Source organism: Thermobifida halotolerans (assembly GCF_003574835.2).
Classification (GTDB): domain Bacteria; phylum Actinomycetota; class Actinomycetes; order Streptosporangiales; family Streptosporangiaceae; genus Thermobifida; species Thermobifida halotolerans.
In genome coordinates, this window is the sequence record NZ_CP063196.1 from 148,125 (window position 1) to 162,504 (window position 14,380).

At 70.2% G+C, this 14,380-nt stretch carries 7 protein-coding genes and 1 riboswitch; all 7 genes read left to right on the plus strand.

Translation table 11 applies throughout. The annotated features are described in order from the left end of the window. The first annotated feature begins 317 nt into the window (after positions 1-317). Positions 318-7,367: a DUF4011 domain-containing protein gene (locus NI17_RS00660; RefSeq protein WP_068687727.1), complete on the plus strand. Its 7,050-nt coding sequence runs from the start codon at positions 318-320 to the stop codon at positions 7,365-7,367. Between the two features lie 1,134 nt (positions 7,368-8,501). Further along, on the plus strand, positions 8,502-9,506 hold the full coding sequence (locus NI17_RS00665) for a serine/threonine-protein kinase (RefSeq protein ID WP_084012346.1): 1,005 nt from the start codon (positions 8,502-8,504) through the stop codon (positions 9,504-9,506). A 177-nt stretch (positions 9,507-9,683) separates the two neighbouring features. After that, positions 9,684-9,887 carry a hypothetical protein gene (locus NI17_RS00670; RefSeq protein WP_068687729.1) on the plus strand — a complete coding sequence of 68 codons (204 nt, stop codon included), beginning with the start codon at positions 9,684-9,686 and terminating at the stop codon, positions 9,885-9,887. A gap of 130 nt (positions 9,888-10,017) precedes the next feature. Then, positions 10,018-10,193: riboswitch (cobalamin riboswitch) on the plus strand. 62 nt (positions 10,194-10,255) lie between these two features. Further along, on the plus strand, positions 10,256-11,281 hold the full coding sequence (locus NI17_RS00675) for an ABC transporter substrate-binding protein (RefSeq protein ID WP_068687730.1): 1,026 nt from the start codon (positions 10,256-10,258) through the stop codon (positions 11,279-11,281). Positions 11,282-11,285: 4 nt separating this feature from the next. Further along, positions 11,286-12,311 (plus strand): FecCD family ABC transporter permease, encoded by a 1,026-nt coding sequence (locus NI17_RS00680; protein ID WP_068687731.1) that lies wholly within the window; start codon positions 11,286-11,288, stop codon positions 12,309-12,311. A 19-nt stretch (positions 12,312-12,330) separates the two neighbouring features. Beyond that, a complete protein-coding gene (locus NI17_RS00685) occupies positions 12,331-13,164 on the plus strand; it encodes an ABC transporter ATP-binding protein (protein ID WP_369974937.1) in 834 nt (277 codons plus the stop codon). A 246-nt stretch (positions 13,165-13,410) separates the two neighbouring features. Beyond that, positions 13,411-14,118, plus strand: coding sequence for a lytic polysaccharide monooxygenase auxiliary activity family 9 protein (locus tag NI17_RS00690; protein WP_068687732.1), 708 nt, complete (start codon positions 13,411-13,413; stop codon positions 14,116-14,118). Positions 14,119-14,380 lie beyond the last annotated feature (262 nt).

Consider the following 14,380-nt stretch of genomic DNA (forward strand, 5'->3'; position numbering starts at 1 on the left):
GACTCCGGGGCTACTAGGCTGCCGGGAGGCGGACGGCTGCCCGGGCAACGAAAGCAGGCGGTCCGCTCCAGCCGACGTCGGATCAGACTCTCGGACACGGGGGCGCGCGGGAGTCAGAACCCCGCGCGAAACGGACAGGAACTCGTCCGATGACCGCCTCCGCACGAGACGGCGCCCCGGTTCCCGACGACGAGACGGATGCCGTGACGGTCTCCTCGGCGGTATTGGCAGAAAGATGCGAAAATCGGGTCGTGGTCGTTACACGGTTGCCGTTGACTTTCTATGTTGACAGTGGACACAACAAGTAAGGAGTGCGGGTGGACGCCACCTCCCACGACAACAGGGCGACGCTGCACAAGCAGTTGGAGAACTGGCGTGAGGAGTTGCTCGACCTCAGCAAACGCAATCGGCTGCTGCGCTTCCGGCATACCAGAACCACCACCCTGGAGATCCGCGGACCCGGCCACACCGAACTCCTGAGACGACTGCCCCGGGGTGTGGGGTTCGCGTCGCTGCCTTTCAAACCCGCCAAGGACGCCGGAAGCGAAAGCCCTGACAAAGCCGAGGAAGACCATCCCGCCACCCAGGAGGAGAAAGACCTCGCCGCTGGCGCGGAAGAGGCGCCCTCCACCGACGTCCGCAAGAAGAAGCGCCAGGAGATCACCACCCAGCGCAGGTACCAGGAGGACCTCGACGCGTCGCTGCGCAGGATTGCCCGGGAGAGCCAGCGCGCGGCCCTGGAGACCGGTATCTGGGTCCTCTACCTCGCCGTGGGCTTCCTCCAGTGGAAGGATCCCAAAGACCAGGATTACTCCCGCGCGCCGCTGGTGCTCGTCCCGGTGGAGTTGAGGGCGACCGGCGATGGAGGCTACCGGCTGCACTCCTCCGACGCCGCGGAAACCGTCGTCAACCCCTCCATCGGCATCAAACTCGCCGAGTACGGCATCGACTGGAGTCGCGTCGAGGAGGCCTCCCCCGAAGACCCCGGAGAGGTTCTCGACGCCGTCCGCCGCTGTGTGGCCAAACAGCGCGACTGGACGGTCGACGACAGTATGGTCGTGGCGCGGTTCACCTTCCACAAGGAAGCGATGTACCGCGACCTCATCGACAACGAAGCCAGGATTCTGGACCACCCGCTGGTCCGTGCCGTGGCATCCGATCCCCGCATCAGTGCGGACGACCCCACGCTCGCCTACGACCTGCCGCCCCTGGAACGCCTCGACGAGGTACAGGAGCCCGAGAGCACCTCGCTTGTCCTCGACGCCGACGCCTACCAGCGACGGGCCGTCGCCGCGGCCTGCCAGGGCAAGAGCTTTGTGCTCAACGGTCCGCCCGGCACCGGCAAGAGCCAGACCATCGCCAACATCATCGCCGGACTCGTCCACGCCGGACGCACCGTCCTGTTCGTCAGCGAGAAGGCCGCCGCGCTCGATGTCGTCCACAAACGGCTGGCCTCCTGCAGAATCGACATCACCACCCTTCCCCTCCACGACGGCAAGACTCGCGGCGGGGCCGTCGCCAAGGCCCTCAACCGCGCGCTCAGGGCCAGGATCGCCCCGATGCCACGCCAAGCTGCCGACTGGCGGAAGGAGGCGCGCAGACTCCGGGAGCGCCTCTCCACGCACGCCCAAGCGATCAACGAGGTCGACCCGGAAACCGGACTCTCCCTCCACCAGGCGCTGGGAGTGGTCGGCAGCCGTCCCGAAGGCATGCCCGACGACGCAGAACTCGGCGTGGTCACCCCCGACGCCGCCCTGTTCACCCGAGAAGGCCGGGCACGAATCAGGCGGACCGCCAAGGACATGGTCCACGCCTGGGAGGTGTTCGCCGCTCCGGAGAAGTCTCCCTGGTTCGGTATCGAACAGGTCGACGAGGCCGAGGAGGCGCTCCGTCGGGCCCTGACCGCACTCACCGAACTCGTCGGACAGCAGCAGCGGTACGCCCGCATCGCGGGCGACCGGGGAATCCCCAGCGTCGACCGCGCACACCGCTGGATCGCGTTGCTGGACGTCCTCGACGAATGCGACGACGTGCCGCCCCACTGGTTCGTCAGCGCCGACTTCGACACCGAGGTGGCCCGCCCCGTCGCCGAAGCCGCGGGACGGCTCACCGAACTGGCCTCCCTGCGTGCGCGAGCGGACTTCGACTGGAAGAGGGTCAGCCGCCTGCCCACGGTCGACGGCATCGAGAAGGGCACACCAACCGCGGCGGAACCACCGACCACGATCCCACTGGCGGCTCTCACCGGAGCGGAAGCGCGTGAACTGGCGGAACTGTGCGGCGAGTGGGCTCGGCGCATGGCGGACGCAGCCGGGACCGTCGAAGAGACGGTGCGACGTACCGGCCTTCCCGTCCCCGGGGAGCACCAGGTGGCCCAGCGCCTGCTCGCGGTCGCGGTGGACCTGAGCGCCGAACCCCTCCCGGAGCCCCGCTGGCTTCCCGGAAGCCGGGTCCAGGAAGTCCGGGCCAGTCTCGGGGACTTCACCCGGCAGCGGGCCCAGTTGCGAACCAGCAGGGACGCGGCCAAAGACCTGTTCCATCCCCGCGTCCTCGACCGCGACGACCTCACCGAGTTGCAGAACCGGCTGCGCACCTGGCGGCGGGCGGTTCAGACCGTCACCGAACGCGGGGACGTCCCCGCCCACTGGCTCACCGCCGCCGATTTCACCACGGAGGTCCGCACCCCGGCCACGGCGGCCTGGGAGCGTTGGCGGACCTACGTCCACGCCGAAACCGATCTGCGAGCGTTCACCCGCGTCGACTGGAGGACACTGCCCGACGTCGCCGCGCACACCGACCCCGAGGGAGCGGGAACCGACTTCGACACCGCGGGACTCGGTGCCGACCGGGCGCGCTCCGACGCCGAGTTCTTCGACCGCTGGGCGCGGACCCTGGAGAACCTGCTCGCCACAGGACGTGACATCGCCCGAACCCTGTCGCTTCCCGTCCCCGAGGACCACGACAGTGTTCACACGACGCTGGAGATCGCCGCCCGACTGGAGTCCGCGACCATGCCGTCCCCGGCCTGGCTGGACGAGGACGCACTGCGAGCCGCCCGAGAAACCGCACAGGACGCCCGGGCACAGGTCGCTGAGCTGGCACAGGCCCGCGAAACCGCCTCCGACCTGTTCCACGAGAATCGGGTGCTGACCCAGGAGTGGTTGGCGGAACTGTGCGAGCGGTTCACCGGTTACGGTGCGCTGAGCAGGCTCGGCTCCACCTACCGCGCGGACAGGAAACTGGCCTCCTCGCTCACCGTGACCGGCAACTGGGACAGGAGGATTCCCGAACGGCTGGGCGAGGCGCTCCGATGGCAGCGAGCACACCGGGAACTGGAACAGCGCAGCACCGATTACCAGACCGTTCTCGGCGAGTACTGGGACGGAGAGGACACCGACTTCACCGCGCTCGACACCGCGTTCTGTATCGCGGGATTGATGGTGGCGTCGGCGCCGGAAACCGACCGCAGCGGAGTCCGACGTTTCCTCGCCCACGGTGAGCCCTTGGGGGAAGCGGCCAACCAGCGGGCCAGGACCGCCCTCGACGAACTCCGGTCCTGGCGGGAGGCCCAGAAGTACCTACCCGACGGTGCCGTACTCACCGAACGTCCGCTGGCCGAAGCCGTGGCCTGGCTGCGGGGGGCGGCAGCCCGCCTACGTTCCGACACCGGTCTCATCGACCTGCTCACCCCCGCCGTGGGCAAGGATGCCACCACCACGGACCAGGCACGCGGCATCCGTGACGCACTGCTGCGCCTCCGCGAGGCATGGGTGAACCTCGACCAGGAGGAGAAGGCGGACCGGGCCGTGCTGGGCCCCTTCTGGCAGGCTCCGATCAACCGGGAAACCGAACTGCGCCAGGCGTTGGACTGGGCGGAGCAGGCGAACCGGGTGTGCCGCGAGACCCTGGACGGGCTTGTCGACGGAGTCCGGGGGGAACCCGCCGACATCACGTCGCTCCGTGAACAGGCCGCCGTCTCCGACGTCGCGGAGAGCGACCCCCGGGTACAGGGCGTTCTCGGCACCGCCTACCACCGTGATCGTGCCCTGGCCGCCTCGCTCACCCTGAACAGTCGGTGGCAGGACGAGATCACCGACCGGTTGGACGACGCTCGCCGGTGGCACCGCGACCACTGGCTGCTGCGCGAACAGTTCCCCCGGTTCGCCGACGTCTTCGGCTCGTTCTGGCTGGAGGAGGAGACCGACACGGCCGGAGCCGAGGAGGCGGTCGCCAAGGCCGAACGCTGGCGTCGGGAACTGGACAGCCAGGAGTTGGCGGTCCTGGCGAGTTTCCTCTCCCAGGGAGATCTGAGCGACCTCGCCGACAGCCTGGAACAGGCACGGCACACCCTGGAAGAGTGGCCCACCGTGGCGAGGACCGGACTGGGCGGCACGGCAGCGGTCGCCCGCCTCGCACCGGAGCACGCCACCCGATGGCTGGACGCCAACACCGAACGCGTCGCCCACGCGGCGCAGACGGTCGAAGGAGCCTTCGGCACTGCCGCCGCCTCCGCGACCGTCGCCGAGGCGGACCGGCGGATCCGGTTCGCCCGACAACTCCAAGCGGCCGAAGCCGTCCGGGAGCAGTCCGAGACCGCAGACCGTTCCCTTCTCGGCAGGCTCTACCGCATCGACAAAAACCTGGACGACGTCCTGGGACAGGCGGTCGACTGGGCGCGCGGAGTCCACGACATCGTTTCCGGTCTGCGCGCGGACTCCTCGGAGGGGTGGTCCGCCGAGGCCATCACCGGGTTGCAGGCCGGTAAGAACACCACGGACCTGCGGAGAGCCATCGAGGAATGGGAAGAGGCACGGCAGGCGTTCACCGCGCTGTTCCAGACGGCCGTCCGCCAACGGCTCGCCGAGGAACTGGGGGAGGACCTCACCGAGGCCGAGAAGCGCCTGCTCGGCATGAGAGACAGCGTCGCGTCCCTGGACCAGTGGCGTACTGCGGCGTCCACGGGCGAGGAGATACGCCGGTACGGTCTCGAAGCGCTGCTGCGCCGTTACGTCCAGGCCGGAGGAGACCCGAACCTGTGGCCGGACGCGGTCGAACGGGCCGTACTCCGAGCCTGGGTGGACCAGCGGCTCGCCGAAGACGGACGGCTCCGCCTCGAACCCGGTGAAGCGCGTGATGCGGAAGTAGCGGAATTCCGCAGCCACGACGTTCGACTGCAGGAATGGGCCCGGTACTCGACGCTGCACCACTGGGCGGCACGGCGTTCGCACGTACGGTCGCAGTCCACGGGAATCACCGTCATCAAGCGTGAGGCCGAGAAGAAGCGTCGCCACAAACCGGTACGCCGCCTGATGGAAGAGGCGGGGAGCGACGTGCGTGACATCACCCCGTGCCTGATGATGAGTCCGCTGACCGTCAGCATGTTCCTTCCCCCGGAACTCACCTTCGACGTGGTGATCTTCGACGAGGCATCCCAGGTCAAACCGGCGGACGCGATCAACTGCGTCTACCGGGGCAGAGCGCTCATCGTCGCCGGGGACCAGAAGCAGTTGCCGCCCACCAGCTTCTTCGACCGGGTGGCCGACGAGGACGAGGAGTGGAACGAGGAAGACCCCGACAGCTTCCAGTCGCTGCTGGACATGTGCAAGGCCAGCGGCCGGATGCGGGAGCTGCCGCTGCGCTGGCACTACCGCAGCCGCCACGAGGACCTGATCGCCTTCAGCAACCGCAAGTTCTACGACGGTGAACTCGTCACCTTCCCCGGCGCGCGTGTCGAGGACAACAACACCGGCGTCGTCTTCTTCAGAGCCGACGGCGTCTATGATCGGGGCGGCCGCCGCAACAACCGTATCGAGGCCGAACTGGTCGCACAGCGGGTCATCCACCACTTCCGGACCCGGCCCGGCCTCACCCTGGGCGTTGTCGCGATGTCCCGAGAGCAGGCGGACGCAATCGAGGACGCGGTCGACAAGGCATTCGACCAGTATCCGGAGTTGCGATCCCGCACGAGCGGCGACGACCGGTTGGACGGCTTCTTCGTCAAGAACCTGGAGACGGTCCAGGGCGACGAACGCGACGTCATCATCCTGTCCGTCGGCTACGGCCCCACCAGCGACGGGAAGTTCCACAAGAACTTCGGTCCGCTCAACCGACCGGACGGCTACCGCCGGCTCAACGTCGCCATCACCCGCGCCAAGCACCGGGTGGAGGTCGTCGCCTCCTTCTCCGCCGACCAGGTCGCCCTCGGCCCCAACGACGCCGAAGGGCTGCGGCGGCTGTGCGAATACCTCCGGTATGCCGAATATGGACACGCCGTGCTCGACCCGCAACCCACCGGGGACCGAGACGAGGACACAGCGACGGAGAGCCCGTTCGAGGACTCCGTCATGGCGGTGCTGCGGGAGTGGGGATACGACGTCCAACCGCGGGTCGGTGTGGCCGGATACCGCGTCGACCTCGGGGTGCGCCACCCCCAGGAACCCGGCCGCTACGCCATCGGCATCGAGTGCGACGGGGCGATGTACCACTCCTCCCGCGTGGCCCGCGACCGCGACCGGCTCCGCGAGGGTGTGCTGCGAAACCTCGGCTGGCGGCTGCACCGCATCTGGGGCACCGAGTGGTACCGGGACCGGGAAGAAGCTGAGAAGCGACTCCGGGAGGCGGTGGAGGCGGCGATCGCGGAGACCACACCCCGAGACGACGCGGAACCACCGGCTGAACCGGTGGAGGACGTCCAGGAGCAGGGGACGGCCCAGGAAGCGGAGGGGCCGATTGTCGAGATTCCCGACGAGGACGACGGCGGTGACGTCCCCGAGCCCGTCGCGCACGGACGTCCCTGGCTGGAGGAATATGTCGAGGCCGAGGTGGCGGAATCGGTGATTCCCCACGATCTCGATCCGCGCTCGCCGGAAGCCCGGCCCTACCTGCAGCAGATGTTCTCCGCGATCGCCGCGGTCGAGAGTCCGATCGAAAGGGACCTGCTGTTTCGTCGGGCCTTCGACCACTGGCCGGAAGGGACGCGGCTCACCAAGCCCGTCCGGCAGAACTTCGCGCAGGCACTGCAGGGACTGATCAGAGGAAAACTGCTGCACAAGAAAGACGACACCGTCTGGGCTCCGGGCAGCGAGTTGAGTGTCCGCCGTCCCGCCCCCGGACAGGATCCGCGCAGAGTCGCCGAGGTGCCTCCCGTCGAACGGCGGGAGGCGATGCGGATGCTGGTGGCGGAGTCCCGACGGGTGGCGAGGGAGACCCTGCTGAGGTCGACCCGTGAGGTCTTCGGGTGGAAACGCAGCGGAAAGGACATCACCGCCGCGCTCACCAAAGACCTCGAAGCGCTGCTCGACTCGGGAGAACTCGCGGAGGAGGACGGACTGATCGTCCCGGCCGAGCCCCCCGGGGAGGACAGGTAGCGGTTCACCGGGACGCGGAACCCGCCTGCGGAGCGGATTCCGTACGAGGGCGGCGGTGCCAGCCTCGCCCAGTCCCGCCTGGAGTTGGTCGGCGGTGTCCGGAACGAACCGAGGGCCGCGTCCTCCACGAGGACCGGCGAGAGGAGGTCCGATTACGCTGCCCCCTCGGGGGGTTCGGGACCGGAAGGACAGGCACAATGAGATGCCGTGGAGACCCACCTCGCGCAGCCCCTGGAAAGCCAGGGGAGTTGCGTTCTGGAATTCAAACGCAACACCAGGGACCGAACGATGATTCGCAGGGCGATCTGTGCTCTGGCCAACAACCAGGAGTAGAGGGAGCGGTGACCTGCCGACCGGAGTGCGAAACGACGGTTCGGCGGAACCGGGCAAGTCGACACCTCCGACGAGGCACTGTCCGACATCGCACAGATCTGACTGACTGAGATGTGAGTGTTCGCTTCTGCGGTGGGCGCGGGGGTCTTTGTGGAGAACCCAGGGAAAGGGGAGGTATTCCACCCTGGCCGTCCGGGGCGGGCCACCACCGGCAGCCGGTGGTGGCCCGCTTCCGGAGGGTCCTGTGGAATGCCTCGACCTCGCCAGGAGTGGCGGCGGGACCGTATCCGCCACGAACTCGGCCATCAAACCTCGGTGAGACGAGGGCAAGGCTCTGATCGGCCGTCGATGACCGTGGAGGAAGCCCCCTACCGGGGGAGGCGATCATCCGCGTCCACGTCGAGGCCTCACGCACTCCGCTGGTCAGGCTCGACGGAGCTGACGGGATCTGACCGTTTCGTGAGCGGAGACAGCGACCGGGAACAGCGGCACCAGAGTTCACCGTCCGCAGTGTGCCAGGCCCCGTCAGGAGGCGCCCCGGCGCAGCAGTGCGTGCGACACCCCGGCCAGCATCGGGGATCCGCGATCGCCCTGACAGCCGAAGCGCAGGTGCGGGATTCCAGACCCCCGGTCCGCGCCAGCGCCCCCGTAGCGGCTCCGACGGTATTACGGACCGCGGTTTTCCGTCTCGAAAAGATACCGTTTTTCGCTCTTCTGTGTGTATGTGTGTGAGTAAGGCGGCCGCTTCGGGAAGTGCGCACGATGATGGCACCTGACGGCTCTGCGCTCGGAGGGTTCTCTATGGCTTTTCCCGGGGAACCGGCGACGGTTCCCTATGTGGCGACAACGGATACCGGATACGGGGAGAAACCGGGTCCGGTACAGACAGAAAAATATCGGATCACAGGACGAATCGGGTCGGGGGGCGCCGCGGTGGTCTACGCGGCCCGCGGCCCGGCGGAGGAGCGGGTCGCGGTCAAGGCCCTGCGTCCGGAGACGGCCGCCGACCCGGCCCACCGGGAACGCTTCGCCCGTGAGGCCGCGCTGCTCGACCGCGTCGACGCCCGCCGCACCGCGGCGCCGATCGACGCCGACCTCCACGCCCGCCGACCCTGGCTGGCCATGCGTCACGTCCTCGGGCCGACGGTGGGCGACTCCGTCGACGCCGACGGCCCGATGGCGGGCGTGAACCTGGTGGACTTCACCGCACGACTGGCCGAGGCCCTGGCCGACATCCACCGATCGGGGATCGTGCACCGCGACCTCAAGCCCGGCAACGTCCTGCTGGCTGAGGACGGTCCCCGGGTGATCGACTTCGGGATCGCCCGCACCGTCGACGAGCCCGCCGACACCGATTCAGGGGAGATCCTCGGCTCGCCGGGCTGGATCAGCCCCGAACAGTTCCGCAACCGCGTTCCCGGTCCCCCCGCCGACGTCTTCGCCTGGGGCGGACTGGTCGCCTACGCCGCGACCGGGCGGCGCCCCTTCGGCTCCGGAGCGGTGCGCGACACGGCGCTGCGGGTCCTCAACGGTCAGGCGGACCTGCGCGGTGTCCCCCGGAGCCTGCTGCCCTGGGTGCAGGCGGCGCTGGACGCCGACCCCGACCGCAGGCCCTCAGCTGCGGAGTTGGCCGCCGCGATCGGCGGACTGGCCGTCGGCCGGACCCGAAGCTGCGGCGCGGTCTCCCGGCCGCGCACGGCACCGCCGTCGCGCTCGGCGGTGCGCACCCAACCGGTCGCGCCGTTCCGGCGGCAGACCCCTGGACGGGCGCCCCGGCGCGTGCAGAGGGCCGACCGGCGGGAATGACCGGCGCGAGCGAATCCACAGCGGGGTGAACACGTCGGCGGTGGTGCGGCGACTCCGGTGGTCAGGTCCTTCTCCGCGGGGCCGGGGGCCGGAGCTCTCCTCCCGGATTCTCCTCGGATGGACCCGCCCGCGCCGGGTAGGACGAGCACACGAACCACCGACCCCCCAGGAGGAGCAGTGCGCGGTCTGGCATCGCTGATCGTCGTCGCCTGGCTGGCCATCGGAGTGTTGGCGGCCTGGCAGCGCGGCTACTTCGACACCTCCGAGCAGAACTGCGCGTCGATCGGGACCACCCTCGTCACCGTCGTCGCCGGTCCGCTGAACTACATGGGCGCCAACCCGCAGATCGACTGCGAGGAACTGCCCGAGCCCTCGGAGTGAGCGATCCCGCCCGCCGGGGTCCGCCGCACCCCGCGGCGAGCCCCGGCGGGACGGGACCGCGTGCGCGGCGGGGCGGATCCCGGAGCGGTCGCGGCGTCCAGGGGAGGCTCGATGGAGCCGAAGACCGGCGTGGTATGTTGCGGCTGCCAGTCAACCCACGTTGGGCCAGGGAATCCGGTGGGAATCCGGAGCTGACGCGCAGCGGTGTGGGGGACGGGCGGGGCAACGGCCACTGGGAGACCTCCGGGAAGGCGCCCCGTTCGGACGAACCCGAGCCCGAAGACCTGCTGGCACCTCCGTCCGCGCCGTGGACGGAGGCCGAACAGCCGCCAGGCTCCGCGAACGAGCCTCACGCACCAGGAGCCACCATGTCGTCACCGCGACGCCTCCTCGCCGCGATCGCCCTCCCCCTTCTCCTCCCGCTCACCGCGTGCGGCGCGCAGGCGGCCGAACCCGCGGCCGACGCCGCCGACGGCTATCCCGTGACCGTTGGGAACTGCGGCCGGGAGGTCACCGTCGAAGCCCCGCCGCAGCGGGCGGTCTCGTTGAACCAGGGCTCCACCGAGATCCTGCTCTCCCTCGGCCTGGCCGACCGCATGGTGGGGACCGCGACCTGGACCGACCCGGTCGCCGAGGGGCTGGAGGAGGCCAACGCCACCGTTCCCCGGCTGGCCGACAACGCGCCGTCCTTCGAGAAGGTCCTGGCGCAGGAGCCCGACTTCGTGTCCGCGTCGTTCGCCTCCACCCTCGGCGAGGGCGGGGTCGCCGCGCGCGAGGACTTCGAGAACCTCGGAGTGGCCACCTACCTGTCCCCGGCCGACTGCGTCAAGTCCAACGAGGGCGACGGGGACGGCGTCCGCGAGGAGCCGCTGACGATGGACGCCGTCTACGGGGAGGTGCGCGACCTCGCGGCGATCTTCGGGGTCGCGGAGCGCGGCGAGGAACTCGTCGCCGAACTCCAGGAGCGCGTCGACACCGCCACCGCCGACGTCGACGCCTCCGGAGTCACCGTCCTCTACTGGTTCGCCAACTCCGAAGCCCCCTACATGGCGGGCTGCTGCGGCGCGCCCGGGATCATCACCGGGGCGGTCGGCGCCGACAACGTCTTCGACGACACCCATGCCGAGTGGCCCCAGATCAACTGGGAGACCGTCGCCGACCGCGATCCGGACGTCCTCGTCATCGGCGACCTCACCCGCGAGAGACAGACCGCGGAGACCGCGGAGGCCAAGATCCGCTTCCTGGAGACCAATCCGGTCACCCAGCACATGGACGCGGTGAGGAACGAACGCTACATCCTGCTCAGCGGCGCTGCCATGAATCCGTCGATCCGCACCGTCGAGGGGATCGAGAAGGTCGCCCAGGGGCTGCGCGACCTCGGCCTCGTGGACTGACTCGGTGACCAGGCTCGGCCCCGGAGGGGTCCTCCTGCTGTGGACGGGCGGCCTCGTCCTGCTCGTGCTCTCCGTCGCCGTGGCGATCACGTTCGGTCCCGCCGACATCGCCGTCGGAGACGTCGCCGCGGTCGTCGCCTCCCGGCTCGGCGGAGGCGAGACCGCCCTCACCCCCATCCGCGAGGGGATCATCTGGGACCTGCGGCTGCCCCGCACCCTGCTCGCCGCGGTGTGCGGGGCGGGACTCGGCGTCTGCGGCGCGGTCCTGCAGTCCCTGCTGCGCAACCCGCTCGCCGATCCCTTCCTGCTCGGTGTCTCCTCGGGCGCCTCGACGGGGGCGGTCCTGGTGGTGGTGCTCGGCGTGGGCGGCGGGGCGGTGTCGCTGTCCGCGGGTGCCTTCGCGGGAGCGCTGTGCTCCTTCGCCTGCGTGCTGCTGCTCGGCTACGCCTCCGGCGGCACCACCGACCGCCTCGTCCTCTCCGGGGTCGCCGCCATGCAGCTGTTCTCGGCGCTGACGTCGTTCATCGTGATCTCCTCCGCCGACGCCGAGCAGACCCGCGGCGTGCTGTTCTGGCTGCTGGGCTCGCTCAGCGGCGCGAGCTGGACCGACGTGTCCCTGGGCGCCGCCGCCCTGGGCGCGGTGCTGCTGGTGGCCGTCCACACCGCCACCGCGTTGGACGCGTTCGCCTTCGGCAGCGACGCGGCGGCCTCGCTCGGCGTCTCCGTCGCCCGCGTCCGGCTGCTGCTGCTCACCGCCACCGCCCTGCTGACCGCCGTCCTGGTGAGCGTGGCCGGAGCGATCGGGTTCGTGGGACTGGTGCTGCCGCACGCCGTGCGCGCCCTCGTCGGTTCCGGGCACCGGCGGCTGCTGCCCACCACCGCCCTGGCGGGGGCGGTCTTCCTGGTGTGGGTCGACACCGTCGCCCGCACCGCCATGGACCCGCAGGAGATCCCGGTGGGGGTGGTGACCTCACTGGTCGGGGTGCCCGCCTTCGCGGTCGTCCTCTACCGGGGACGCAAGGGGACGTGAACGTGCCGGAGGAGGCGGCGTGGGGCTGAACGCGGAGAACGTCTCGTGGACGGCGGACGGCAGGATGATCGTCGACGGGGTGAGCCTCGAACCCCGCGCGGGCGAGACCGTGGGACTGCTCGGCCCCAACGGTTCGGGGAAGTCGACGCTGCTGCGCCTGCTCGCCGGGGTGCGGCCGACGTCGTCGGGGGTGGTCCGGCTCGACGGGAATCCCCTGGAGACGCTGGGCCGCAGGGCCGTCGCGCGGCGGGTCGCCGTCGTCGAGCAGCACGCCACCACCCAGGTCGACATGAGCGTCCTCGACGTGGTGCGCCTGGGGCGGATCCCGCACCGGCGCCCCTGGGCGGCCCGCACCGCGGAGGACGAGGAGGCGGTGCGCGAGGCCGTCCGCCACACCCGGCTGGAGGAGCGGCTCGGGCAGTCCTGGCACACCCTGTCCGGGGGAGAGCGCCAGCGGGTGCAGATCGCCCGGGCCCTCGCCCAACGGCCACGCGAACTGCTGCTGGACGAGCCCACCAACCACCTGGACATCCAGTACCAGTTGGAGCTGCTCGCCCTCGTCGCGCGCCTCCCGGTCACCAGCGTGGTCGCGCTGCACGACCTCAACCTCGCGGCGATGTTCTGCGACCGCCTGGTGGTGCTCAAGCACGGCCGGGCCGTCGCGGCGGGGACGCCCGAGCAGGTGCTGACCGAGGAGCTGATCGCCGACGTCTACAACGTCCGCGCCGTGGTGACCCGCGACGGCCCGAACGGCAGCCCCTCCGTCCGCTTCCTGCCCCCGGTCCCGGGGAACGGGGACCCGGCGCCCGCGGGGGCCGACACGGTCGGAGACCTCCCCCGCGCCGGGGGGTGACGCGGGCGGCGCTTCGGCGGCGCGGGCCCCTTCCGGTGGGAGGGACCGTTCACCGGGCCGCCGTCCGCGGAGGTGCCGTCGCGGTCTGCCGCCTGCGGGAAGGCACAGGAGGCGATTGCGCAAAGTGGCGCTCTCTGTACGGAAAGCAGTTTTCCGTGCTGTTATGTATTGATTACGCAGAGATTGCCTGCCTACTATCCCTGCGGGAGCACAGCACCGAAAACCCCGTTTCGGAGTGGAGGTCCCATGTCTTCCGCAGGGCATGCCCGCCGTCGCCTCGGGCGGCGGGCGCTGGTCGTGGCGTCCGCGAGCACACTGCTGCTCTCGACCGTCATGACGGGCAGCGCGTCCGCGCACGGATCCACCATCGACCCGCCGTCCCGCAACTACGGCTGCTGGGAGCGGTGGGGCAGCGATTTCCAGTCTCCCGACATGGCCACCGAGGACCCCATGTGCTGGCAGGCCTGGCAGGCCGACACCACCGCCATGTGGAACTGGAACGGCCTGTACCGCGAGCACGTGGCCGGAAACCACCAGGCCGTGATCCCCGACGGGCAGCTGTGCAGCGCGGGCCGCACCGGCGGCGACCGCTACGCCGCGCTGGACGTGCCCGGCGAGTGGCACGCCACCGAGGTCGACAACGACTTCACCGTCACCGTGCACGACCAGGCCCACCACGGCGCCGACTACATCCGGATCTACGTCACCGAGCAGGGCTACGACCCCGTCACCGAACCGCTCGGCTGGGACGACCTGGAACTGGTGGCCGACACCGGGGTCCTCGCGCCGGGCGAGGGGCGTCCCGAAAGCCAGTACCCCCTCAACGGCGTGTCGATCGACATCGACGTCCACGCCCCCGGGCGCACCGGTCGCCACGTCGTCTACATGATCTGGAAGGCCAGCCACTACGACCAGACGTTCTACGCGTGCAGTGACGTGGTCTTCCCCGGCTGACCCCGCGAGGGGCGCCGCGCGGTCTCCGTTCGTGTTCTCGTCCCCACGGCGAGCGGAGGCCGCGCGGCCGACCACCCCGCCGCCCAGCGCTCGGGTATGGTGCCGACCGCAACAGGAGCGTGTTGCGACGCTTCCCGAAGGGGACGCGCTGAGACCGGAACGGGACGCGCCACGCCGCCGGGAGGGGCGGAAGGCCCCGGTGCGGACCCGGTTCACCGGCCACGGCACCGAGCCGCACGCCCTGTGCGGTACCGACCGGTAC

Excerpts from the sequence above, each read along its gene's own strand:
- NI17_RS00665 (WP_084012346.1), top strand. The coding sequence starts at position 8,502 with ATGGCTTTTCCCGGGGAACCGGCGACGGTTCCCTATGTGGCGACAACG.
- NI17_RS00675 (WP_068687730.1), top strand. The coding sequence starts at position 10,256 with ATGTCGTCACCGCGACGCCTCCTCGCCGCGATCGCCCTCCCCCTTCTC.
- NI17_RS00690 (WP_068687732.1), top strand. The coding sequence starts at position 13,411 with ATGTCTTCCGCAGGGCATGCCCGCCGTCGCCTCGGGCGGCGGGCGCTG.